Below are 24276 nucleotides of genomic sequence, written 5' to 3'. Positions count from 1 at the left end.
GCAGTCCAGTTCCAGAGGTGAACCATGGTCGCATTTGTCGTTTATGATCCGACAGATCCCTATTCGGGCGACGAATATGCCGTGCTGCGCTATGGCGATTGCGCAGCCGAGGACGTGTCGTCGCAAGGCGGATCTGACACCGCCATGGTGGTGCCAGAGGCCTCCATGGTCAATTTCCAGTTTGCGGCCCAGATCCTTGAGAACCCGCCCGAACCCAGCGGGTCATGGACGGCGCTCATGCTGGTGACGCCTGCCACCGGCCATATCGGCTTCATGTTCGGCTCAGCGATCAGCAGCGATGTCGATGTTCTTCAGCAGCGCGATCAGTTGCTGAGCGACAGCGACTGGACGCAGTTGGCCGATGCCCCCCTCACGCCCGCCAAACAGGCCCAATGGGCGACATATCGGCAGGAACTGCGCGATATCCCCTCCCAGCCCTGCTATCAGATGCACGCCGGAAGGCGGTGGCGGAAGGTGTGGTCAACATCACCCCGTCAAAGGCATCTCGCAGCACCGTGCTGAGGGTCGCCCCCTCGCGCCGCCCCTGCGCCAACACGCCCGCGAACTCGCTGATGTCGCACAGGAGGCGCTTGTCCAAGACGCCGGGGTCGTTGTGTTCCTTGTCACCAGTCGTCCACGAATAGGGGTCACGGACCTTCTGGATCAGCCCTTCGCCCGTTGACAGCGCCGTCAGCTTTTCAAGGGGAAGCAGGCCGTAGGGGCAGAGGTTGCGCTCGACTGCCTCGAACAGCCTGTTCGGCATTTCGGAACTGGTGCCTTTGCGACCCTTCGCTGTGGGACCGACGATCAGCGCGAACACCGTTGCTTTCGAGCCTACTGGTTCCAAGGTAGCCGTAAGCGCAGCCGGGGTTAAGATCGACGTCGCCTGGCAGTGGTTGACCTCGCTTGCACCAAGATTAGGCAAACACAGCGAATGCCCGGTTTAACGGGCCGTGCCGCAGTATTGCCTGATGCAGGCGAAGGGCCGATGTGGGTCGTCTTCCACATGGCGCTGAGCATCGGCAACGGAGCCAATGGGGTGTGGAGGCATGCAATTGGAGCATAGCTCTGCCTTCAGTTGCTGGCCCGGTATTTTTGTCGCGCTACAAATCCCCATGCCGATCAGCAAAACGCCCCCGCACCGCTTGGCGCGAGGGCGCTCCGTCACCAGCGTCATGGGCTCGGCGAAGGCCGATGGGCAGGGATTGAGGCGCATCATATCATGGATGCGCCCATGACACCGTTCTGCATGCCCGGGACGGACTTGCAAACCCCGGCAAACCTGTCCCGTCACACGCTTCTGCGAAGCTATCGTGTCGATGAGTGGCCTGCGTGGTTCGCGCAGGCGGGTGAGAGATGTCCCTCACTGACGGGGCCGGTTCTGGACAGTTCGATCGAGCTTGGAGACCTTGCTGCCAGTGGCTTCGGAGTTGCATTGCTTCCTGTGCCGATGTTCGAGCGTCATGTTCGGTCAGGCCGTCTGGTGCGGCCCTTCGCCACGACCGTCACCCTCGGGAGCTATTGGCTGACGGTTCCCAAAGAGCGACGAATGACAGACGCCCTGGTCACCCTGCTGGACTGGATGCGCGAAGCTTCGAGCCGCCAGGTGAGTCTTGAGTGACAGTGTCCGCAATGGGCTCCGAGCACCATGCTGCGCCACAGCAACTGGCAGGTTCGGAGCCCTCAGGGATTTGGTGAAGCCATCGAATTTGAGCGCCGCACCGTAAAGACATTCGACCACGCCAACTGGGCGAAGCGCGTCGAGCCTGCAATTCCAGCCGATTTTGGCCCGATCTGCACCGGGATTGCAGCCATCGGCAAAGGCAGGCGTCCGGCTCTCAGCTGACGCGGAACTCAGGCGTGCCGGAAATCTCGTCGAGGGGCCAGATCGGTCTGCGGACCTTCGTATAGGTGCGGATCTTGTAATCCGGTGAGGCGATGGCGCCGCAGTCACAGACGATGACCTCGGCGGCGATGGGCTCGAAGGCCGCGCGGAAGTGTTGCTGCGACTTCAGACCCAGCACCGAGCATTGCTCGGGGATGATGCCGAAAGCCTTGAACTGTTGCAGGTCATAGGCTTGGCCCCGCTCGGTTACGATCAGGATATCGACCCCGTTCACCCGCAGCACGGCGGTCTTGCCGAACCGGAAGGTGATGCCACCGATCACCGGCCCGTCGCCAACCAGCAGCCCTTCGGCGGAGAGGTGGCGGATCTCGCCGGTCAGCACCAGCGGGTCCCCACCGAAACGCGGGTCGCTTTTGCCACCGACCGCGAGGGTGACCGTGTCACCCTCCTGAGACTGGTGCAGGGTCGCGGCGGCTTCCGGGTCGATCATCGGGCCGAAGGCCGCATTCTCCAGCCCCAGATCCAGCATTCCGGCCAGAAGGTTGGTGGCATCGCCGTAGGCGCCGGCTCCGGGATTGTCCGCGAAATCGGCAATCACCAGCGGGCCGGGGCGGGTGGGCTTGAAGGCGCGTATATAGTCAGCGGTCTCCGGCACGCTGAGGAAGCGGTTCACGCAGGAATCGCGCGCCTCCCAGATCGACTGTGCCAGATCGCGGGCGATCTCCTCTGCCCGCGCAGCAGCACCGGCTGTCAGCTCATCATAGCTGACGAGCACAGAGGGTCCGGCCTCCAGAATATCGGCATCGGCAAAGCCCGCATTGACCGAAACCGCCAGAATACCCGGCTGGGTTTCGTAGCGGCGGGCGCGGTCGTAAAATTCCATCGTAGGCATCACATCCGACCGACCGCCATTCGCCTCGTCCAGCATTGGCAACTTGAGCCGCAGGGTGCGGCCCTTTGCACTGCCCTCCATCAACCGCTTCAGGACGCGGGCTGCCTGCGCGCCGGTCTCGACATGGTCGATATGGGGGTAAGTCTTGTAGGAAACGGCCACATTGGCCCCGGCGGCCATTTCCGGCGTGGTATTGGTATGCAGGTCCAGCGTGATGCCGATGGGCAGATCCGGGCCGAGGATCGCTCGCAAGCGGGTGATCAGCTCGCCTTCTGGATCGTCAAACCCTTCTGCGCCCATGGCGCCGTGCAGGCCCAGCAGAACCCCGTGGATGCGGCCCTTCTGCGCGCGGGCCGCATCGGTGATGATGCCCGCCAGATGCTCGAAGGCCTCGGCGGTGACAATCGGGCCGGGGGTCGCGGTTGCCGAAAGTGCATGCGTCACCTGCCAGCCCTCGGCCTCGGCGACATCAAGAAACCCCTTCAGTTCGGCCCGGCCTTCCCGCCGCTGTGCGATGGCCTCGGTTCCGGTGGCCAGAATCTCCACCCGGTATTCGTCAAGCCCGGTGCGGCCCGTATTGAAGGTGCTGCATTCCTGGATCAGCTCGGCAGTCAGGATATGGAAAGACATGACATCAGGCCTCGATTGGGTTGAAACAGCTCACACGGCCGATGGTGGTGGCCGTGGGTTGCGGCAGTTCGCTGCGGCAGCGGTCCTGCACGCGGGGGCAGCGTGGGGCGAAGGGGCAACCCAGCGGCAGAGCGAAGGGCGAGGGGATCTCGCCCTCCAGTGGCACGATGGTGGCGCGGGCTTCTGGGTCGGGCACGAAGGAGGATTCCATCAGTGCCCGTGTATAGGGATGGCGCGGCGCGGCATGGGGATCTTCCATCACCTCGACCACGGACCCCAGATACATCACCACGATGCGCGAGCAGAAGTAGCGCACCAGCCCAAGGTCATGGCTGATGAACAGATAGGTCAGGTCGCGCTGCCGGTGCAGATCCTGCAAGAGCGCGATGATCTGCGCCTGGATCGAGACATCCAGCGAGGCGGTCGGTTCATCCAGCACCACAAAATCGGGTGCATAGGCCAGTGCGCGGGCGATCCCGACACGCTGGCGCTGGCCGCCGGACATCTGGTGCGGATAGCTTTCGGCAAAGCTGCGCGGCAGGCCCACCTGATCCAGCAGGTCTTCGATCCGGCCGGGGGGAACCAGCTCTCCCAGTGCGCGGAACGGCTCCTCGATGCAGTCGCGCACGGTGTATCGCGGATCCAGCGAGGAATAGGGGTCCTGAAACACCATTTGCAGCTTCTTGCGCAGGGATTTCAGGGCCCGCCCGCCAAGATGGGTCACATCCTGCCCCTCGAAACGGATCGTGCCATCGCTTGGCTCAAGCAGCCGCATGGCAAGACGGGCAAGGGTGGATTTGCCGCAGCCGCTTTCGCCGACCACCCCCACGATGTCACCGCGCGCCACTTGCAGATCGACACCGCGCACGGCTGTCATGCTGCGGGCAGGGCGCAGAAAGCCGCCGCCGGTCGAGAAGCGCCGGGTCAGTCCCGACAGGGCAAGGATCGGTTCAGACATCGAGGGCCTCGGGCTGTGCGGCAGTGCCTTGCGGATGATGACAGGCGACCAGGGCGGCGCCCTGCGAATGCGGCAGGGGCCGGGTGGTGTGGCAGAGCGCATCCGCGCGGGTGCAGCGGCTGGCAAAGCGGCAGCATTCGGCGCCGTAATTCAGCGCCGAGGGCACGGTGCCCGGAATGCCCTTCAGCGCACCGGGCGCCATGCCTTCGCGCGGGATGCAGCCAATCAGCGCCGCCGAATAGGGGTGGCGCGGCGTGTCGAACAACTGCCAGACCGGCCCGCTTTCCGCCACGCGGCCCGCATACAGCACACAGACCTTGTCGCAGATCTGCGCCACCACACCCATGTCATGCGTGATCAGGATGAGGCCGATGTTGCGCTTCTTCACCAGCTCGGAAAGGATCATCACGATCTGGGCCTGCACCGTCACATCCAGTGCGGTGGTCGGCTCATCCGCGATGATGAGATCGGCATCGGCGGCCAATGCCATGGCGATGACCACCCGCTGCTTCATCCCGCCGGAAAGCTGATGCGGATAGGCGCGGGCCACGGTTGCCGCCTCGGGGATGCGCAGCCGCGTCAGGATATCGACGGTATGCGCCCGCGCCGCCTTGCGCGACAGGCCCAGATGCAGCCGCGAGACCTGATCGACCTGATCGCCGATGGTTTTCAGCGCATCCAGCGCCGACATCGGGTTCTGGGTGATGAAGGCGATCCGTTTGCCACGCAGCTTGCGGTAGGCCGGTTCGGGCAGATCCGAAAGCTCCTGCCCGTCAAAGACGATGCTGCCGCCGGTGATCCTGCCGCCGATGCGGCGCACAAGGCCGGTCAGCGCCAGCGCGGTCAGCGATTTGCCCGAGCCGCTTTCACCGACCAGACCCAGCACCTGCCCGCGATCAACCGAGAAACTGACCCGATCCAGCAAGGCGACCTTGCCGATGGACAGCGAGAGATCCTTGACTTCCATCAGCATCAGGCGGTCCTCACCCGTTCGCGGACGTCCAGCTTGTGCAGCAGCGCGTCGCCGAACATGTTGATTGCCACCACCGTCAACGCGATGCAGAGGCCCGGGAACATGATGATCCACGGCCCCTTGAACAAAAGCCCGGACCCCGAGGACATCATGCCGCCCCAGGACGGGGTCGGGGGCTGCGCGCCGAGGCCGAAAAAGCCCAGCGTCGCCTCCAGAATGATCGCATCGCCGGTCGCCAGCATCCCGGCCACCAGAACCGGCCCCAGACAGTTCGGCAGCAGATGGTGGAACAGGATCGCGGCATTCGATGCCCCCATGCCGCGGGCCGCCTCGACAAAGGTTTCCGATTTCAGCGCCATGACCTGCGCGCGGGTCAGGCGGGTAAACTGCGCCAGATAGGCGACGCAGATCGCCACCAGCGTTCCGGTCGTGCCGGGGCCGATGATCGCCACCAGCATCAGCGCGACAAGGATTTCGGGAAACGCCCAGGTCAGATCGACGACGACCATCACCGCGCGGTCGAAACGCCCACCGAAGTATCCGGCGCTGGCGCCCAGAACCATGCCGCAGAACAACGAAATCGCGATAGCCACCGCCGAGACCGACAGCGAGGTCCGCGCGCCGTAAAGAATGCGGGTCAGCACGTCGCGTCCGAATTCATCGGTGCCCATGGGGTGGCTAAGGTTGGGGGCCTGAAAGGCTCCCGGCAGGTTTTGCACGTCAAAGCCGTAAGGCGTCAGCCAGGGTGCGAAAAGGGCGCCCAGCACGACAAGGATCAGGAAGGTACCGGCCACACCGCCTTTCCAGCTTGCAAAAGCCTGGACAGGGGCCGAGCGGCGCAGCGCGGGCAGCAGGCCCGGAACAGGAGCGGTCACGGTCATTTCAGATTGTCCCGGATGCGCGGGTCCATGGCGGCCTGCAACAGGTCTCCCAGCAGGGTGCCCAGCAGAACCGCCATGGCGAGGATCAGCAGCGAGGCCTGAACGACCGGATAATCATGCTGGTTCAGGGATTTGATCAGAAGCGAGCCAAGGCCGGGCCGCGCAAACACCACCTCTACCGTAACGGCCCCGCCCAGAATCCAGCCGATCCGCAGCGCCAGAATGGTGACGACCGGGATCAGGGCGTGGCGCAGGACGTGCCGCAACTGGATGACCACGGGATGCACGCCCTTGGCATGCAGCAGCATCACGAAGTCGCGCCCCTGCGCGTCGATCATCGCCACCCGCGTCACCCGCGCCACCAGTGCGGTGCCGCCCAGACCGATGGTGACCACGGGCAGGATCAGGCTTTCCCAGCCACGGGCACCGGACACCGGGGTCCAGCCCAGCGATACTGAAAAGACAAGGATCAGCAGCAGCCCGATCCAGAAATTCGGCAGCATGGACCCAAAAAGCACTCCGCCCATCAGCCCCTGATCCAGCCAGCTTCCCTTGAAGCTGGCCGCGATGATGCCCACCGTGATGCCCAGCACGGTGGAGACCAGCAACGCCAGCCCGCCCAGTGTCAGCGAATAGGGCAGGGCCTGGCCGATCAGGCTGGCCACGGGGCGGCGTTGCACGATGGCATTGCCGAAATCCCCCTGAACCACATTGCCGATCCAGTAGAGGTATTGCTCGTAAAGCGGGCGGTCGAGGCCGTATTTCTCGGTCAGGGCCGCCCGCTGATCGGGCCCCGCCCCGATCCTGAGCAGATTGTCGATGGGGTCACCCGGCAGCATGTGGATCATCAGGAAGATGATCACCGACACCGCAAGGAACACCGGAACCAGCATCAGGATGCGTCGGATGGCGAAGCCCAGCATCTTGCGCTTATTCTTTCACTTCAAGCTGGAGGAAGCCCAGCGTGTTGAAGCGCGCGGCATGAAGCGGTTCCGGCAGGGTCACACGGTCGGTGTTGTAGCCCATCAGCTGCACCGGCTCGTAGATCGGGGCATAGGGATACAGCGAGTTGATATACTCGTGATAAGCCCTGAAGTTCGCCTCGCGTTCGGCCGAGTTCTTGGCCCCGGTCATCGCCGCCGCCTTCAGCTCTTCTGCCTTGGGATCATTCAGCATCGAGATGTTGGGATAATAAAGCCGCTCGCCGCTGAAGAACCACTCCAGGATGTCGGCATTGTCCCAAAGATAGGTGCGCACTGCCAGCTGCTGTTCGCCGGTCTTGTACTGGTCGCGGATCGCCGCATTGTCGAAGGTCAGGATTTCGGCCTCAAGCCCCACCGCCTTCAGCTGCGCCTGCACCACTTCCGACAGGCGGCGGAAGATGCTGTCCGACTGGGTCCACAGCGTCACTTTCAGCTTCTCGCCGCCTTTTTCGCGGATGCCGTCAGCCCCTTTCACCCAGCCCGCGTCATCCAGTGCCTTGTTGGCGCGCTCGGGGTCATAGGTCATGCGGTATTCCGGCGCGATCTGCGATTCCGGCAGCGCCGAAATCAGGAAGCCATCGGCCGCCTTGCCCCGCCCGCCAAACACCGCCTCGACGATTTCCTGCCGGTTGATGGCAAAGGCCACCGCCTCGCGCACCTTGATGTCATCGAAGGGCGGCTTGGTCACGTTGATCGGCATGTAGACAAGATCGGTGCCCGGCAGTTCCAGCAATTTCAGATTGCCGCTGCCTTCGACCTCGCCCACGAAATCGGTGGGCACGTTCATCAGCATGTCGACGCCGCCGGTCTTCAGTTCAAGGAACGCGGTCGAGGCTTCGGCGATTTCCCGCAGGGTCAGCGTTTCGATCTTGGCCGGATGGCCGGTCGCATCACCCGGTCCCCATGCGTAATCGTCATTGCGCAGCAGAACGGTCTGATTGCCGATCTCGAAGCTGTCCAGCTTGAACGGCCCGGTGCCGACCACCTCGGCCACACCGAATTCCTCGCCCAGCTCGGTGAAGGCGGCCGGATCGGGGATCGAGGCATAGACCGTCGACAGGTTGTAAAGCAGGTTCGGCTCGGGCCGCTTCATCACGAATTTGACTTCGGTATCCGAAACCACCTCGGCGTGGTCGATGGCGTCGAACAGATATTCGTTCTCGGACCCTTTATACAGCGGAAGCCAGTCGACAACGGTCTGTGCGGTGAACGGGGTGCCGTTGTGGAAGGTGACACCGGGCTTCAGCTTGAAGGTCCAGGTCATGCCATCCGGCGCTTCTTCCCAGCTTTCGGCGAGGTTCGGCACATATTGCAGGTTCTCGTCCTTAGCGACGAGACGGTCATACATCAGCCAGGCACCAACCGACAGCAGCGTCGCCGATACCGGATTGTACGAGGTGGCACCCGTCTCGTTCTGCGAGAGGACGGCAACAACGTCCTGTGCCTGTGCGGGCACCATCAGCCCACCGGCAAGGGCCGTTCCAAGCAACAACTTTCCAAGGGATTTCATACGGACTTTCCTTCCTGTTGAGACGCCGGTTCCGGTTCAGGCCGGCCGGCTTTGTTAAAGCGTCACCTCTGGTGACCCACGAATTGCTGATAGTGGCGGCTGATCGCGTTCAGGCGCGCTTCGATACCGGGGCCCAGCTCTCCGAAGATCCGGTCGACGAGCAGGTTGATCAGACCTGCAATCTGGCCGGTGGCATCCCAGTAATGGTTGAAATCAGTCTCGACCCGCAGCACCTCGTCGGCGAACTCGGTCGCCCAGCCACAATAGGGGTCGGTGATCAGAGTCACCGGAATGCCCTGTGCCCTGGCTGCCTTGGCAAGATCATAGGCAAGGCGCGAGTAGCGCCGCGTCTCGATGATGACCAGCGCGGTGTTTGCCGGATCATCCAGAAACACCTCGGCAAAATGGCCGCTGTCCAGGGCCAGCGACGTGACACGCGGGCGCAGATAGCTCAGGTTATGGGCCATGTATTGCGCAAGACCGCGTTCGGTCTGGAAGCCTGCGATCTGCACATGGCCGACCGTGGCAAGACGCCGGGCGCACCGCGCGAACTCTGGCCCCGCCGCCGTTTCATGGTTGCGCATGACGGCATGGATTTCGCGCTCCAGCGCCGCGGTGCCGCCATCGGCCTTGCTACCCTCGCTGCGGGCAAAGCGTTCGGCCAGTGCCACCCCCTTCAGCCAGGGGCTGTCGCTGACGGCGGCAATCGCCTTCAGATCAGCCTCAGCCTTCAGCGCCTCTTTCATCTCTTTCAGGTTGCGATAGTCCAGAGCCCGTGCAAGGCGCCCGATCGACACTTCCGAAACCCTGATCCGGGCGGCGAGGCTGGCTGCGGTTTCAAATGGCAGGTCGGCGATATGGTTCAGCAGATAGGCCGCGATTGCGCGTTCAACCGGGGTGCCGGTGCCAAGAATCGCCTCAAGCCGGGCGTGCAGGCCTGTTCCTTCGGCTTGTTCCATCGGCTTCCCCAAGGCGTTCAAGGGCCGGAGCGTCCCTTTGCCGAAAGGGCCGCGCCTGCGGTTGCTCAGTGCTTCAGTCCGCTTGGAATCGACCATGACAGCAAACTAACAGTCGGTCAATCTTGACCGTAAACTAAAAATGGATTTCTCTGAGCCGGTCGGCGCGCCCGGAGTACCGTGCATCCCGAGTGCCTGAACCCGGCCAAACCCGTCGCGGGAAACCCCGTTTCGTAAAGGAAGACCCATGCCGCTTTCGCCTCTCCGCGAACCTCTGGTGATCGACTCGGCCGAGTTGCGGCTGATTGAATTGCCGCTGTTGCAACCCTTCACCATTGCCACGGGCACCATGGTCCGGAAGGTCATGCCGATTCTGGTGCTGCGCGGCGGCGGACACGAGGGCTATGCCGAGGGCGTCGCCGATGTGCTGCCCGATTACCTGCCCGAAACGCTCGCCTCTTCCATGATGATGCTGCGCGACGTGTTCCTGCCGCAGGTCGTGGGCAAGAGCTTTGCCAATCCGCAGGAAATCGAACGTCTGTTCCGGCCCTGGCGGGATCACCAGATGGCCAAGGCGACGGTCGAGATGGCGTTCTGGGATCTGTGGGCCAAGGTGCAGGGGCTGCCCCTGTGGCAGGCTCTGGGCGGCACCCGGACCGAGATCGAGGTGGGTGTTTCACTGGGCATCAAGGATATTCCGCGCACGTTGCGGGACGTCGAGATTCATGTGCAGCAAGGCTATCGCCGCATCAAACTGAAGGTGATGCCGGGGCATGATCTGAAGCTGCTGGATGCGGTGCGTGCGGACTTTCCCGATACTCACCTGACCATCGACGCGAATTGCTGCTACACGCTGGCCGATATGCCGGTGCTGCGTCGCATGGATGATTATGCGCTGGACTATATCGAACAGCCGCTGGCCTGGAATGACCTGCATGATCATGTGCGGCTGCAGGCGGCGCTGCGAACCCCGATCTGTCTGGACGAATGCATCCGTACGCTGCCCGACTGCCGCAAGGCACTGGTCTCCGACGCGGGCCGGGTGATCAATATCAAGGTCGGGCGACTGGGGGGCCATACCGTTGCCAAACAGGTGCATGACCTGTGCCTGTCCCATGACGTGCCGGTCTGGTGCGGCGGCATGCTTGAGGCCGGGATCGGCCGGGCCCATAACATCCACCTTTGCACGCTGGAACAATTTTCGCGACCGGGCGACACCTCGTCATCGTCGCGCTATTTCGAGCGCGACATTGTGGTCGAAAAGCTTGAAACGGAAAACGGCCTGATGCCGATTCCGCAGAATGGGGCAGGGATCGGCGTCACGATGGACTGGGATTTCCTGGACAGCATCTCGACTTCGGTTCAGGCGTTCCCGGCATGATCACCTATCGCGACCTGCACGGTCTGGCCGAGTTTCAGGCCGCTTATGACCTGCAACATTCTGTCTGGGGGATGGATGATCTGGCGGACCCGCCGGACCTGCTGATGGTGGTCCAATCCGAGGGGGGCATTGTCGCCGGCGCCTTCGACGGGGAGCGGCTGGCCGGGTATGTCTTCGGGTTTCCGACGTCCGATCCCGCCGTGCAGCACAGCCACCGGCTTGCCGTGCTGCCCGAATATCGCGGGCAGGGGCTGGGCGTGGCGCTGAAGGCCTACCAGAAAGACTGGTGCCAGTCGCGCGGCATTCGCCGCATCCGCTGGACCTATGACCCGCTGATGACGCGCAATGCCAATCTCAACATCAATAACCTCGGGGCCTTCGGCACGGGTTATCTGGTCAATTACTACGGATCGGGTGGCAGCTATCAGGGCGGCGTCGAAAGTGACCGCGTGGTCGCCGAACTGTTCGTGACAGGGCGCCCCGAAGTGCGGGCCGAGGACAGGGTTGCCGTGGTGCCGGATTTTCACAGGCTGCTGCGCAGCGACGAAGCTGCCGCCCGCGCTGCCCGCACCGAAGGTCGCCTGGCCATGCAAAGCCGCTTTGAGGCGGGCCTGCAAATCATCGGCTTCGATCCGGGGTGCAGTACCTATATCTTCGGCCGGCTCCTGCCCGAAGTCGCCTGACCGGATCGGCAGTCGCCCACGTGCTTTCCCTTCAGGATGGCACCATAGTCAGCCTGCACTGCCTGACGCGTTTCCTGATGTCGCCGCCCGGTGCAGATAGCCTGGGTGCGCGCGGGGGTTACAGCAGCGGACGGGCGGTTGCACCCGCCATCTCTTCCGTGGCACGCGCCGGTCGCGCGCCCGTGCCGGAGGCGGGCAGGCGCTTGCCCGACGCCGTGTCGAAGAGGTGCAGCGCACCAGGGCGGATCGCAAGATGAACCGCGTCGGACAGTGCCACATCGGGGGCCACGGCAAGCGTCAGCGGCTGGCCCTCGACATGGCCATGCACCAGACGCTGCGCGCCCAGTTCCTCGATGAAATCGATGCGGAAGGGCAGGCCGTCGGCGGCAAGATACAGGTCTTCGGCCCGTACACCGGCGGTCACCTGCCCTTGCGCGGCAGTATTCACGCCCAGGGGCAGATCTGCCCCGCCGATATGAAGCCGCGTGCCTCGTATCTCGGCGTCGATCAGGTTCATCGCGGGCGAACCGATGAAGCTCGCCACGAAGGTCGACGCAGGGGTGTGATAGATGTCCAGCGGGGCACCGACCTGTTCGATCCGGCCCGCATTCAGCACGACCAGCCGGTCGGCCAGCGTCATCGCCTCAAGCTGGTCATGGGTCACATAAAGCGAGGTGGTCCCCAGACGCTTTTGCAACCGCCGGATTTCGCCGCGCATCGAGACGCGCAGCTTGGCATCGAGGTTCGACAGCGGCTCGTCGAACAGGAAAGCGGCGGGTTGGCGCACCACGGCGCGGCCCATCGCCACGCGCTGCCGCTGCCCGCCCGACAGCGCGCGCGGCTTGCGGTCCAGATAGGGGCCAAGCTCCAGCATGCGGGCGGCTTCGGCCACGCGGGTCGCGATTTCGGCCGGGGGCGTGCGGCGGTTCTTCAATCCGTAGGCCATGTTCTCGCGCACCGTCATATGCGGGTAAAGCGCGTAGTTCTGGAACACCATGGCGATGTCACGGTCGGCCGGGTCCACCCCGTTCACCAGCCGGTCACCGATGCGCACCTCGCCTCCGGTAATATCCTCCAGCCCGGCCACCATGCGCAGGAGCGTCGATTTCCCGCAGCCGGACGGCCCGACCAGCACGATGAACTCGCCATCGCGGATCGACAGGTTGATGTCGGACACCGAAGGCGCCGAAGCGCCGGGATAGGTCTTGGACACGTTGCTGATGTCGATGGAGGCCATCACTTGTCACTTTCCGTCAGGCCCTTGATGAACCAGCGCTGGAACACCACCACCACCAGAACGGGTGGGGCGAGGGCCAGAATGGCAAGGGCGAAGGCTTCGTTGTAATCAGGGATCTGGCTTCCGACCCAGACTTGCAGGATCTGCTTGATGCCGCGCATCAGTGTGAAGAACCGCTCTTCCGTGGTCATCAGCATCGGCCAGAGGTACTGGTTCCAGCCGTAGACGAACATGATGATGAAAATGGCCGCCATCATCGTGCGCGACAGCGGGATCAGCACGTCGATCAGGAACTTGAAGGGCCCGGCGCCGTCGATCCGCGCCGCCTCCAGCAATTCATCGGGCACGGATTTGAAGAACTGCCGGAAATAGAAGGTGCCGGTGGCAGAGGCCAGAAGCGGCACGATCAGCCCGGTATAGCTGTTCAGCAGGCCCAGATCGGACATCACCTGATAGGAGGGCATGATCCGCACCTCCAGCGGCAGCAGCAGCGTGGTGAAGATGATCCAGAACAGGAAGCTGGCGAAGCGGAACCGGAAATAGACCAGCGCATAGGCCGCCGCCATCGACAGCACGATCTTGCCGACCGCAAAGCCGATGCCAAGGATCAGCGAGTTCATCATCATGCGTGTTCCGGTCACCTGCCCGGTAAAGCCGCCCTGCCGGGTCAGCACGGTCGCATAGGTCTCGGCCCCGTGGCCGCCGGGGGTCAGGAACAGGCCGTGGCTGTGGATCTCGACCGCCGTATGGGTCGAGGTCATCACGGCCACGGCAACCGGCAACACCATGAACAGCGTGCCGAGGATCAGGACGAAATGGTCGAAGGGGCGAACGCGGTTCATGGGGTCATCCGTAATGCACGCGGCGTTCCAGCCAGCGGAACTGCACCAGTGTCAGCCCCAGCACGACCACCATCAGGATCACCGATTGCGCCGCCGATCCGCCGATGTCATTGCCGCGGAACCCGTCGTTATAGACTTTGTAGACAAGGGTGATCGGGTTGTTGGCGGGTTTGTCCTTCACCATCACGTCGATCACGGCGAAGGTGTCGAACAGCGCATAGGTGATGTTGATGATCAGCAGGAAGAAGGCGGTCGGCGCCAGCAGCGGCAGGATGGCGGTCCGGAACCGGGTGAAGCCGTTCTTGCAGTCGATCACCGCCGCCTCGCGAACCGAGGCCGGGATGCCCTGAAGCCCCGACAGGAAGAAGATGAAGTTGTAGGGCACCTGCTTCCAGACCGAGACGAGGATCATGGCGAAGGCGGTATCCCAATAATTGATGCCGACCTGCATGTTCCAGCCGAACTGTGCGGCCAGCGTCACGAAGGGGCCGATATGCTGGTCGAACAGCATCATCCCCATCAGCCCGGCAACAGGCGGCGCCACCGCATAGACGGAAATCAGCGCCGTGCGGTAGGTGGACCGGCCCCGGATCACCTTGTCGGCCTTGACGGCGAACAACAGGCCCAGCCCCAGCGACAGGGCGGTGATAAGGGCGGTGAACAGTGTGGTGAAGCCAGCAATGCGGCGATATTCGGCGGACCCCAGCGCGTCGCGGTAATTGTCCAGCCCGACAAAGCTTGCGCCAAAGCCGAACGGGTCTTCCAGATAGAAGGACGAGGTGATGGCCTGCGCCGAAGGCCAATAGAAAAACACGAAGATCACCGCCAGTTGCGGCAGAAGGAACAGCCAGGGCAGCAGCGGCCGGTCGAACTGCACACGTTTTGCCAGCTCGGCCGGGCGCCGGGGTTTGCGTCGCGGGCGGGCGGTGCCGGTCGGTTGGGTCACATCGGTCATCGGCGCTTTCGCAGGGTCATCAATGCGGAAAGCCGGGCCCATCGACTTGGGCCCGGCAAGAAAGCACGGCGGGCCTTAGCCCGAGGTCTTGGCGAAACGGGCCAGCAACTCGTTGCCTTCAGTCTCGATGGCCTTGAACGCGTCCTCGACAGTGGTTTCGCCCGAGAACAGCTTGTTGAACTCGCGTTCCTCGATCACGCGGATCTGCGGATAGAAGCCAAGACGATAGCCTTTCGACCATTCACCTTGCGGCAGCATGAGCTGCTTGATGCCCACTTCGGCCTGCGGATGCTGGTCATACCAGCCGTCGGCCTTCGATTTTTCGTAGGCGGCGGTGGTGATGGCGACATAGCCGGTGGCCTGATGGTAGAAGGCCTGAATCTCGGTCGAGGTCAGGAAGCTGAAGAAATCAGCGGTACACTTGTTCTCAGCCTCCGGCTTGCCCGAGAAGGCGAACAGGGCGGCGCCCCCGATGAAAGAGGATTTGTTGCCATCGGCGACGGTTTCGTCATAGGGCATGAAATCGGCCGAGAACGGCATGGTGGCGGTCTTCGACAGCCCGCCGAACGACCCGGAAGAGCCGATCCAGAACGCGACCTTGCCTTGCTCGAACGGCTTCTGGTTGTCCGACCAGCCCGCGCCGTAGAAGCCCAGCCAGCCCTTGTTGTGCCAGTCTTTCACGCGGGTCCAGAAGGCGATCATTTCCGGCGCGGTGGCGCGCAGTTCGGTGCCGTCAAAGCTGTCGTAGCCATTGGCATTGGTCGCCATCTGGACATTGTTGCGCGAGAAGAAGTTCTCGAAGAACATCCAGGTCAGCTGGCTGGCGGTCAGCGGGATATAGCCCGCCTCTTTCAGCTTCGGCGCCACTTCCTCGAACTCGGCCCAGGTCTTCGGCGCGGTCACACCGGCCTTGGCCAGCGCCTCGTCGTTCACATACATGATCGGCGCGGAGGAATTGAACGGCATGCCGATGAACTTGCCGGAGGCATCGGCATAGAACCAGCGCACGCCCGGAATGAAGGCATCGCGGTCGAAGCTGTGGCCGTTCTGGGTCAGGATGTCCTCGGCCGCAATGGTCGCACCCTTGGCATTGATGATCGTCGCGGCGCCCGCGTCGAAGATCTGGATGACGTTCGGCTGCTCGCCCGAGCGGAAGGCCGCGATACCCGAGGCCAGCGCCTCTTCATAGGTGCCCTTGGAAACCGGGGTGATCGCGCAGCTTTGCTGGGCCGCGTTGAATTTCTCGGCGATCTGGTTGATCACCTGCTCGTTTGCGCCGCCCATGCCGTGCCACCAGGTGATCGGAGTCGCATCAGCCAGTGCCGCCTGTGCGGCAAGGCCCAGCGCCGCCGCCATCGCAAAAGTCGTTTTCATCGGGTGTCCCCTGTCTTGTCGGTTTCACCGCGTCCTAAGGCCTTTGTGTAATGGGATGTTGACGGCTGTGTCCGAGATTTGTGACAGGCCGCTGAACCGCCAGGGCCGCGCGGGGCGCGGGATGACCCTTGTATCCGGGCCTCTGGCGGGGCAAGCATCAGCCATGCAGCCCCCTGTCCTTACCGTCGCCACCTACAATGTGCAGAAGGGAATCGGCACCGATTTCCGGCGTGACCCGCATCGCACGGCGCGGGTCATTGCCACGCTGGGCGCCGATATCGTGGCCTTGCAGGAGGCGGACCGGCGGTTCGGGCAGCGTCGCGGTGTTCTTGATACGGCGGCGCTGGCGGCGGAAACCGGGCTTTTGCCGGTGGATGTGCCGCAGCGGCTGGGCGGTGCGGCACATGGCTGGCACGGCAATATCCTGTTGGTCCGGGCGGCGCGGATCGAGGCGGTGCATGTTCTGCATCTGCCCGGCCCCGATCCGCGTGGGGCGCTGGTCGCGGATCTGGAGATGGCGGGCCTCGGGCCATTGCGGGTGATCGCGGCGCATCTGTCCCTGCTGGCCTCGGCGCGGCAGCGGCAGGCGCGGCTGCTGGCCGAACTGGCCACGGATGCCGACCGGCCGGTCATCGCGCTGGGCGATATGAATGAATGGCGCCGCTGGCCCAGCCGGTCGCTTGCCGCCCTGGACGAACAGCTTGGGCCACCCGGCATGGCGGCCAGCTTCCCCGCACCCTTTCCGCGTCTGGCGCTGGACCGGATCTATGCGGGGCAGGGGCTGGAACTGCTCGGGGCTGCGGTGCATGACACGCCGCTGGCGCGCCGCAGTTCCGATCATCTGCCTGTGGTCGCGCGGGTCAGAGCAGCCACTCGATCGGCAGACGCCCCGCCAGACGCAGCAAAAGACGGCTGAGCGCCGATGTTCCGGGGTCGCTGTCATGTTCGGCCACCCCGCCCTCCGGAAGATCCTCGCGCCAGATCAGCCGGTGCCCGCGCGGTGTTGCGCGCAGGCCAAGATGATAGACGCTTTGCCGCATCTCGCTTTCCAGAAGCCGGGTGAACTCGGCCGCCAGATCGGCGGCGTCGATGATCAGCCCGATTTCGGTGTTCAGATACATGGACCGCTGGTCGAGGTTGAATGATCCGACGAACAGCCGACGCGCATCCACAACGAAGGTCTTGGCATGCAGGCTGTTGCGGCTTGGGGTGCCGCGCAGCCGTTCACCCAGCCGCCGCCTTTCAGGCTCCAGCCCCTCGCCGCCCTTCAGTTCAGCAATCTCGACCCCTGCCATCAGAAGTCTGCGGCGATAGCGCGCGTAGCCGCAATGCACCATGGTCACATCGGTGGATTGCTGGCCGTTGGTCAGAATGCGCACCCGTACCCCGCGCCGCGCCAGCGCCTGAAGCCGCCGCAGGCCCGCGCCGCCGGGCACGAAATAGGCCGAAACGATATCGAGACTGCTCTGTGGCTGTGCCAGAAGCTCGCTGATCCGGTGAATGGCCAGCCGCCGCAACCCTGCGCGGCCCAGAACCTTTTCAGGATCGTCGCTGACAACCTCGACCCCGCCGATAGCGGGGACGAGTGCCCCCGACAGAAGTGCGTCCACCGGCGTGGCCTCTCCCGTGGCGGCGTCGGAACGGGCGGCGGGCGGGGGCATCGGCCGGGCGGAGACCAGATGCCGCACGGGGATTGCCGCGCGTGCGGTCCAGTAACGTTCGAAATCCTCGGTCACCATCTGTCCGACCGGGCCGACCCCGAACACGTCGAAGTCGATGAAGTGATACTGCCCGTTCCCGGCGAAATACTCATCGGCGATGTTGCGCCCGCCGAGGATGCAGCAATCCCCGTCAGCCACCAGCGCCTTGTTGTGCATGCGCCGGTTCAGCCTGCCGAAATCCAGCGCGAGGTTCACATTGCGCCAGCGCCGCAGCCGCGCGGGATTGAACAGCCGCACAGCCACGCCGGGCGACGAGGCCAGCGCGGCAAGCGCCGGGTCCAGCCCCTGTGCGCCAAAATCGTCGATCAGAAGGCGGATGCGTACGCCGCGATCTGCCGCCGCCTGCAAGGCGTGCAGCAGATGGCGACCCGAGTCATCATCGGCCCAATGGTAGTATTGCAGATCGAGACTGCGCCGCGCGGCCTTGATCAGGGCCAGCCGCGCGTCAAATGCCTCGGTTCCGTCCCTCAGCAGGGTGAAGCCGGATCGTGCCTCCGGCAGGTGCAGCGCCGCGACCTGGTCCGCCAGGGGGGAGGCGAAGGTGCCGACCGGGGGATCAGTCTCGTGACCCCGGCGGGCCAGCCGCGCGAAGGACAGGCGCAGCCAGAGTGTGGCCAGAACCAGCAGTGCCCCGAAACTGGCCACGACCGGGATAAGCATAGGTGTCCCTCCGATGCATCTGGCCGGTGGTCCGGGGTCCGGTGCCTGGCCCGCAGCCCCGGCATCATGTGGCGAACCCCTGCGGATGTCGAGCATTGCCGTTCCGGGCCCCGGCCAGGGCACCCGTGCGGTCTGACTGACCTTAAGTATGGGTTGGCCTTTTGGGGCTGCCGGACTTTCCTTGGGGTTGATATGATCGGTCGGATTTTGCTTTCGGATTGGAACCATGACCCGGATGTTGCCCGCGCGAAACGTGCTGTTGGGGGCCAGCCTGTCGCTTTGTGCCTTCGCTGCCGTGGCGGCCGGGCAGGAAGATGTCTTGCTGACGGTGACCGCTGCCGATGGCGCGCAGCACGATTTCGACCGCGCGGCGCTGGAGGTGCTGCCGCAGGTCAGCTTCACCACCAGAACCATCTGGACCGAAGAGCCGACCACCTTTACCGGGCCGCCGCTGAAGGCTGTTCTGGAACAAAGCGGAATCGAGGGCGGGGATGTGCAGCTTCTGGCGCTGAACGATTACGCCATTGACCTCAAATGGGCCGAGATCGAGGAAAAGGCACCGATCATCGCAACCCGGATCAATGGCGCGGAATTTACGGTGCGCGACAACGGCCCTTTGTGGGTGATGTATCCGTTTGACAGCGACATCCGCTATCAGGATGAAATCATCTATGCCTCAAGCGTGTGGCAACTGATCGCCATTTCTGCTGTCACGCCGTGAGCGAGGGGCAGGAACCCCCTGACGGGCGGGCCCCGCGCTGGCTTCTGGCTGTGGTGCTGTTGCCGCTGGTGTTGCTGGGGCTGGGCCTGCTGTCAGTGAACGCCTATCAGATCAGCCTGCGGCTGGACGATGCGCGTGTGTCGCAATCTGACAATACCAGCTGGCTTTTCGCGCAGCTTGAGGTCGAGGAACTGAAAGCCCGCATGGCTCTGAACCGGGCCATTCGCTTTCCCGATGATCCCGAAACCCTGCCGCAGTTGCGCAGGGCGTTTGACATCTATCTCAGCCGGTTGAAGGTGATCGACGGGTATCTGCGCCAGTCGGCGGCGCTGAACCAGATGCGCCAGAGCAGGAACTGGCGCATGATCGTGCGCGAAAGCGCCAATCTCACGCGCCAGATCGACGTGCCGGATTATCTGTTGCGACCGTCGCTGACCCGGATCGAGCCGATGGCGGACCGCCTGGCCGGTTTCATGCGGCCCTTCGTGGTCGAGGCACTGGCCGGAATCGTTGAGGCCAATACCCAGCGCCGGGCCGAACTGGGCGCGCTGATGACCCGCAGCGCGCTGCTCGCAATGGTACTGATCGTAATTCTGTTGGGTGTCAGCGCCATGATGATGCTGCTGTCCCAACAGCTTTATACTCAGCGCCGGGCCGAATGGCGGACGCGGTCGACCCTGGAAAAGACGCTGGCTGCATCGCTTGACGGGGTGATCGCCGCGCGACCGGACGGGGGCATCCTGCGCGTCAATCCTGCGGCAGAGCGTCTGTTCGGCCTGCCGCGCGACCGCATTGTCGGCACCGATCTGCAAAGCCTGTTGCCGAGGGCGCGCTCTGTCCGAGACGACGGGGACGAGACCGCAACGCTGGTCGATCCGGTCGGGCAGATGCTGCGGGGCGAGCTGCCGCCCGGCCGGATCGCGCTGGAAACCCGCCGCCCCGATGGCACGCCGGTCACGCTGGAACTGGCCGTCGCGCAGGACCGCGACAGTGACGGCGCGCCGGTGCTGTTTGCCTTCCTGCGCGACATCTCGGATCTGGTGCGGGCCGAGCGCGATCTGCGCGAGGCGCATGATGCCGCTGTGGATGCGGCAGAGGCGAAGTCGCGTTTTCTGGCGGTGATGAGCCACGAGATGCGCACGCCGCTCAACGGGGTGATTGCCGCGCTGGATCTGCTGCACCAGACTACCAGCCTGACCCCGGTGCAGGGCAGGTATCTGGGCATCGCGGAATCAGGGGCACAATCGGCGCTGGACCAGATCAACAACGTTCTGGAACTGACCCGCCTCGATGCCGAGGCGCTGCGCGCGGAAGAGATGACCTTCGATCTCAACGCGGTCATCGAGGATCTGGCCGAACAGATGGGGCCACTGGCGCAGCGCACGGGCAACCGGATCGTGCTTGACCTGCCGCCCGCCGATGTGGCGCAGGTCTCCGGCCCGCGGCGCATCTTCGTGCAGACCCTGCGCAACCTTCTGGGCAATGCCACCAAGTTCACCTGTCAGGGCACGATCCACATTGTCCTGCGGGTGCATATCGCAGGCCCGTCGCGGCTGGTGCGGGTCGAGGTGCACGATACCGGCTCGGGCATCGCCGCCGACAAGCTGGGCCGCATCTTCGACGTGTTTGAAACGCTTGACGGCGGATATGACCGGCGGGTCGAGGGGACCGGGCTTGGCCTTGGTATCGCGCGCCGGTCGGTCGAACTCATGCAGGGCGAGATCGGCGTGACCAGCCGCGAAGGGGCGGGCAGCACCTTCTGGTTCACCGCCCGGATGCAGGCGCCGCAGCGGGGCGGCGTGATGCCGCTGCCGCCTGTCCAGCCAGATACGGCGGATCTGCCCGCGTCGCATGTCCTGCTGGTCGAGGACCATCCCACCAACCGCGCGGTGGCACGGGCGATGCTGGAACATCTGGGCCAGCGCGTGCAGGAGGCGGAGAGTGGCGAAGCCGCCCTGCAGGCCGTGCGCGAAGGCGAGTTCGATCTGGTCCTGACCGACGTCAGCATGCCGGGCATGGACGGGCTCAGCATGGCCAGCCAGATGCGGGCGATGGGGGTCACATCGCGCATCATCGCCGTGACCGCCCATGCCCTGCCGGAAGACCTGCGCCGCATTCGTGCGGCGGGTCTGACCGAAATTCTGGTCAAACCCATCACCATTGCCCGGCTGACCGATATCCTGCGGGCCGGTGTCGGCCCCGAGGCCGAAAGTGCGCTGCCCACACTCGATCCCCGCATCGCGTCAGAACTGCGCGGTTTCCTGACGCCCGAAGCCTGCCGGGACACGCTGGATCAGCTTGATGTTGAAGCCCGGCAGCTGTTCACCTTGCTGGACGGGCCAGTGGGCGAAGGTGCCCGTCTGGCAGAGGCCGCGCATCGCTTCAACGGGGCCTGTGCCCTGCTGGGGGCAAAGCGGATTTGCGCGCAACTGACCGAGGCCGAAGGCGCCGCGCGGTCTGGCGGGCGCATGGCGGTGCATCATGCGCGGCTGACAGCCGAATGGGCGCGTCTGAGGCGACAACTCGTCACGGCCTTGCTTGCGGAGACCGCGCAAAAGGCAGATACTCCACCGGGCAAGCCGCCAGCCGGATATTAGGCGGTCGACACTGCTGCGCAGTAATCAGGAGGAGCTGTCTTGGCTGAAACGCCGCGCGTGAGCCTGCTTATTGCCGACGATCACCAATTGATCCGGGATCTCGTCGCCACGCATTTGCGCGCGCAGGGCTTTGACGAGGTCGTGGCCGTCGAAAGCTTCGAGACGGCCCGCACGGCCATCGCCCGCCATGGCTGCTTTTCGCTGGTGCTTCTGGATCTTTCGATGCCCGGCGTTCACGGCATGGATTCCGTGGCGGCACTGATTGCGGAAAATGCGGGCGGGCGCCTCGCGGTTTTCTCCGGTCAGGCGCAACCCGAGATGGTGACTGCCGCGCTGGCGCGCGGGGCCAGCGGTTTCATCCCCAAAAGCACACCGGCGCAGGAGCTGGCGGCCGCGATCCACCGCATTCTGGGGGGCGAGATCTATCTGCCCGAAGGCTTCGATCCGGTTGCCCCCCGGCCCTGGCAACCCGATCTGACGCCGCGCGAACGCGAGACTCTGGGCTTTCTGCGCGACGGGCTGATGAACAAGGAAATTGCCCTGCGCATGGGGCTCAGCGAGGTGACGGTCAAGATGCACGTCAAGTCGATCTGCGCCAAGCTGAACGCACGCAACCGCACGCATGCGGTCATCCTCGCCTCGGCGATGATGCTGGACTAGGGACTGTCCGCGCCGGGTCTGCCATGGCCCACGTTTTCCTGCGCGACAGAGACCGCCTTCAGCACAGCATGAATCTGCTGACCGGGCTTCAGCTCCAGTGCGGCGGCAGAGCGGCGGGTGATCCGGGCCAGCAGCATCTCGTCCCCCGCTTCCAGCTGCACCAGCGCACCCGGGCCTTCGCCCAGCCTGACCTCCCGCACAACGGCTGGCAGGATGTTCAGCGCCGAAATCCCTTCGGGGCGGATGGTCGCCAGCATGACATCCTGTGCGAGGATGCGCAGGCGAAAACTGTCGCCCGCCCGGCCCGCCACGCGCGGCAACCACAGCGGACCTGCGCTACAGTCCAGACGGCTGAGGCCGTCCTCGTCCGGCACCGCCAGCCGTGCGGAGAGGATCGCCCCGGCCTCGCGCAGTCCCAGCGCAGGTGCGGCAGCGGGGTCGGACAGGAGTTCGGTGGCCGGGCCTGCGGCGGCCACGCGGCCCGCCTCGATCAGCACCAGCGTGGTGGCCAGCCGCGCCACCTCGGGCATGGAATGGCTGACGTAGAGGATGGGCAGATGCAACTCATCCCGCAGCCGCTCCAGATAGGGCAGGATTTCGGCCTTGCGCGCCTCGTCCAGCGCCGCAAGCGGCTCGTCCATCAGCAGAAGGCGCGGTTCCGACAGGATGGCACGGCCCAGGGCGACACGGCTTTTCTCGCCCCCTGACAGCGCGGCGGGACGCCGGGCGAGCAAGGGGCCGATCCCCAGCATATCGACCACGCGGGCGAAATTGTCCGGTCCCCGGCGGTGCGCGAACCAGCGGCCATATAGCAGGTTCTGCCGCACGGTCAGATGCGGGAACAGCCGGGCGTCCTGAAACACATACCCCACCCTGCGCCGATGTGGCGGCAGGAAGGTGCGGGTTTCGGTATCCAGCAAGACCTCGCCCCCTGCGATGATGCGACCGTGGTCAGGGCGCAAGAGACCCGCAACAGCATTCACCACCGTCGTCTTGCCGGAGCCGGAACGTCCGAACAACACCGTCACACCCGGCGGTGCTTCGAACGCCACATCCAGCGTGAAGTCGCCAAAGCGATGGGACAGGTTCACCGACAGCGTCATGTCCCGGCGATCCTGCGCGCGACGGCCCGGCTGATCCATTCGGACAGCATCAGCGCGGCCATGGCGATGCCCACCGCCACCAGCACCAGACGCGCGGCCTCCTTCTCTCCGCCGGGCACTTGCAGAAAGGCATAGATGGCGGAAGGCAGTGTCTGCGTCTGGCCGGGGATGTTTGACACGAAGGTGATGGTGGCGCCGAATTCGCCCATCGCCTTGGCGAAGGCAAGGATCGTGCCCGCCAGAACGCCGGGCAGGATCAGCGGCAGCGTCACGGTCAGGAACACCCAAGGGCGCGAGGCACCCAGCGTGCCTGCTGCCTGTTCCAGCTTGGGGTCCACCGCCTCCACCGCCAGCCGGATGGCCCGCACCATCAGCGGGAAAGCCATCACGGCGGCGGCCAGCGCCGCGCCGGTCCAGCGGAAGGCCAGCACGATGCCGAACCACTGGTCGAGGATCTGGCCCACCGCGCCCTTGCGCCCGAAGGTCAGCAACAGCAGATAGCCCGTCACCACTGGCGGCAGGATCAGCGGCAGGTGGACGATGCCGTTCAGCACCTGTTTGCCGCGAAATTCCCACCGAGCCAGCGCATAGGCAGTCAGAATGCCAAAGGGCAGGCTGGCGGCCACGGCCCAGAGCGAGACGCGCAGTGACAGCGCCACGGCGCGCCATTCGTCGGGGGAAAGCCAGTCTGTCATATGCCGCCGGTCAGGCCC

Annotated in this window: 23 protein-coding genes; 9 read left to right on the top strand and 14 right to left on the bottom strand. The window is 64.5% G+C overall.

Annotated features, from left to right (window positions below; all coding sequences use genetic code 11):
- Positions 1-24 precede the first annotated feature (24 nt).
- From IE126_RS17765 to IE126_RS17755, 3 genes are all read left to right on the top strand, one after another.
- On the top strand, positions 25-522 hold the full coding sequence (locus tag IE126_RS17765) for a phage tail assembly chaperone (RefSeq protein ID WP_211317733.1): 498 nt from the start codon (positions 25-27) through the stop codon (positions 520-522).
- Between the two features lie 556 nt (positions 523-1078).
- Positions 1079-1621: a LysR substrate-binding domain-containing protein gene (locus IE126_RS17760; protein WP_268245823.1), complete on the top strand. Its 543-nt coding sequence runs from the start codon at positions 1079-1081 to the stop codon at positions 1619-1621.
- Positions 1622-1648: 27 nt separating this feature from the next.
- On the top strand, positions 1649-1846 hold the full coding sequence (locus IE126_RS17755; protein ID WP_189381759.1) for a hypothetical protein: 198 nt from the start codon (positions 1649-1651) through the stop codon (positions 1844-1846).
- Here the strand turns inward: IE126_RS17755 and IE126_RS17750 are convergent.
- The 7 genes from IE126_RS17750 to IE126_RS17720 form a co-directional block, all read right to left on the bottom strand.
- The gene (locus IE126_RS17750) at positions 1839-3368 is read right to left on the bottom strand and encodes a M81 family metallopeptidase (protein ID WP_189381758.1); all 1530 of its coding nucleotides are present in this window, start codon (positions 3366-3368) and stop codon (positions 1839-1841) included. The genes IE126_RS17755 and IE126_RS17750 overlap by 8 nt on opposite strands.
- A gap of 4 nt (positions 3369-3372) precedes the next feature.
- A complete protein-coding gene (locus IE126_RS17745) occupies positions 3373-4326 on the bottom strand; it encodes an ABC transporter ATP-binding protein (protein ID WP_189381757.1) in 954 nt (317 codons plus the stop codon).
- A complete protein-coding gene (locus IE126_RS17740) occupies positions 4319-5299 on the bottom strand; it encodes an ABC transporter ATP-binding protein (protein ID WP_189381756.1) in 981 nt (326 codons plus the stop codon). Before IE126_RS17740 ends, IE126_RS17745 begins: the two co-directional genes overlap by 8 nt.
- On the bottom strand, positions 5299-6180 hold the full coding sequence (locus tag IE126_RS17735) for an ABC transporter permease (RefSeq protein WP_189381755.1): 882 nt from the start codon (positions 6178-6180) through the stop codon (positions 5299-5301). Before IE126_RS17735 ends, IE126_RS17740 begins: the two co-directional genes overlap by 1 nt.
- Complete coding sequence (locus IE126_RS17730) at positions 6177-7103, bottom strand: ABC transporter permease (RefSeq protein ID WP_054301908.1); 927 nt, start codon at positions 7101-7103, stop codon at positions 6177-6179. Before IE126_RS17730 ends, IE126_RS17735 begins: the two co-directional genes overlap by 4 nt.
- Positions 7104-7110: 7 nt before the next feature.
- Positions 7111-8673 (bottom strand): ABC transporter substrate-binding protein, encoded by a 1563-nt coding sequence (locus IE126_RS17725; RefSeq protein ID WP_189381754.1) that lies wholly within the window; start codon positions 8671-8673, stop codon positions 7111-7113.
- A gap of 62 nt (positions 8674-8735) precedes the next feature.
- The gene (locus IE126_RS17720; protein ID WP_189381753.1) at positions 8736-9632 is read right to left on the bottom strand and encodes a MurR/RpiR family transcriptional regulator; all 897 of its coding nucleotides are present in this window, start codon (positions 9630-9632) and stop codon (positions 8736-8738) included.
- A gap of 244 nt (positions 9633-9876) precedes the next feature.
- Here IE126_RS17720 and menC point away from each other — a divergent pair, with 244 nt between their 5' ends.
- Both menC and IE126_RS17710 read left to right on the top strand, forming a co-directional pair.
- Positions 9877-11010 carry an o-succinylbenzoate synthase gene (gene menC / locus IE126_RS17715; protein WP_054301905.1) on the top strand — a complete coding sequence of 378 codons (1134 nt, stop codon included), beginning with the start codon at positions 9877-9879 and terminating at the stop codon, positions 11008-11010.
- Positions 11007-11693, top strand: coding sequence for a GNAT family N-acetyltransferase (locus IE126_RS17710; RefSeq protein WP_054301904.1), 687 nt, complete (start codon positions 11007-11009; stop codon positions 11691-11693). Before menC ends, IE126_RS17710 begins: the two co-directional genes overlap by 4 nt.
- 118 nt (positions 11694-11811) lie before the next feature.
- Here IE126_RS17710 and ugpC read toward each other — a convergent pair whose 3' ends face one another.
- The 4 genes from ugpC to IE126_RS17690 form a co-directional block, all read right to left on the bottom strand.
- Positions 11812-12930 carry a sn-glycerol-3-phosphate ABC transporter ATP-binding protein UgpC gene (gene ugpC, locus IE126_RS17705; protein ID WP_189381752.1) on the bottom strand — a complete coding sequence of 373 codons (1119 nt, stop codon included), beginning with the start codon at positions 12928-12930 and terminating at the stop codon, positions 11812-11814.
- Positions 12930-13772, bottom strand: a complete 843-nt coding sequence (locus IE126_RS17700; protein ID WP_108129671.1) for an ABC transporter permease subunit — start codon at positions 13770-13772, stop codon at positions 12930-12932. Before IE126_RS17700 ends, ugpC begins: the two co-directional genes overlap by 1 nt.
- Before the next feature lie 4 nt (positions 13773-13776).
- The gene (locus IE126_RS17695) at positions 13777-14727 is read right to left on the bottom strand and encodes an ABC transporter permease subunit (RefSeq protein ID WP_189381751.1); all 951 of its coding nucleotides are present in this window, start codon (positions 14725-14727) and stop codon (positions 13777-13779) included.
- A gap of 75 nt (positions 14728-14802) precedes the next feature.
- The gene (locus IE126_RS17690) at positions 14803-16101 is read right to left on the bottom strand and encodes an extracellular solute-binding protein (RefSeq protein WP_189381750.1); all 1299 of its coding nucleotides are present in this window, start codon (positions 16099-16101) and stop codon (positions 14803-14805) included.
- Positions 16102-16264: 163 nt separating this feature from the next.
- Here IE126_RS17690 and IE126_RS17685 point away from each other — a divergent pair, with 163 nt between their 5' ends.
- Entirely contained in the window at positions 16265-17017 is a 753-nt protein-coding gene (locus tag IE126_RS17685; protein WP_054301900.1) for an endonuclease/exonuclease/phosphatase family protein, read from the top strand.
- Here IE126_RS17685 and IE126_RS17680 read toward each other — a convergent pair.
- Positions 16962-18482 carry a phospholipase D-like domain-containing protein gene (locus IE126_RS17680; protein ID WP_189381749.1) on the bottom strand — a complete coding sequence of 507 codons (1521 nt, stop codon included), beginning with the start codon at positions 18480-18482 and terminating at the stop codon, positions 16962-16964. The genes IE126_RS17685 and IE126_RS17680 overlap by 56 nt on opposite strands.
- A gap of 226 nt (positions 18483-18708) precedes the next feature.
- Here IE126_RS17680 and IE126_RS17675 point away from each other — a divergent pair, with 226 nt between their 5' ends.
- The 3 genes from IE126_RS17675 to IE126_RS17665 are packed head-to-tail and all read left to right on the top strand — an operon-like array spanning position 18709 to position 22460.
- On the top strand, positions 18709-19203 hold the full coding sequence (locus IE126_RS17675; protein WP_158640716.1) for an oxidoreductase: 495 nt from the start codon (positions 18709-18711) through the stop codon (positions 19201-19203).
- On the top strand, positions 19200-21800 hold the full coding sequence (locus tag IE126_RS17670) for a hybrid sensor histidine kinase/response regulator (protein WP_054301897.1): 2601 nt from the start codon (positions 19200-19202) through the stop codon (positions 21798-21800). Before IE126_RS17675 ends, IE126_RS17670 begins: the two co-directional genes overlap by 4 nt.
- Positions 21801-21839: 39 nt before the next feature.
- Positions 21840-22460, top strand: coding sequence for a response regulator (locus IE126_RS17665; RefSeq protein ID WP_082400770.1), 621 nt, complete (start codon positions 21840-21842; stop codon positions 22458-22460).
- On the opposite strand, the gene modC is transcribed toward IE126_RS17665, so the two are convergent.
- Complete coding sequence (modC, locus tag IE126_RS17660) at positions 22457-23563, bottom strand: molybdenum ABC transporter ATP-binding protein (protein WP_189381766.1); 1107 nt, start codon at positions 23561-23563, stop codon at positions 22457-22459. The genes IE126_RS17665 and modC overlap by 4 nt on opposite strands.
- Positions 23560-24258: a molybdate ABC transporter permease subunit gene (gene modB, locus IE126_RS17655; protein ID WP_054301895.1), complete on the bottom strand. Its 699-nt coding sequence runs from the start codon at positions 24256-24258 to the stop codon at positions 23560-23562. The genes modC and modB overlap by 4 nt, the downstream gene beginning before the upstream one ends.
- Positions 24259-24276: the final 18 nt, after the last annotated feature.

The organism is Gemmobacter nanjingensis (assembly GCF_014652195.1).
Taxonomy (GTDB): domain Bacteria; phylum Pseudomonadota; class Alphaproteobacteria; order Rhodobacterales; family Rhodobacteraceae; genus Gemmobacter; species Gemmobacter caeni.
The sequence above is the reverse complement of the archived record's forward strand: the minus strand, read 5'-3'. Positions and strand labels throughout refer to the sequence as shown.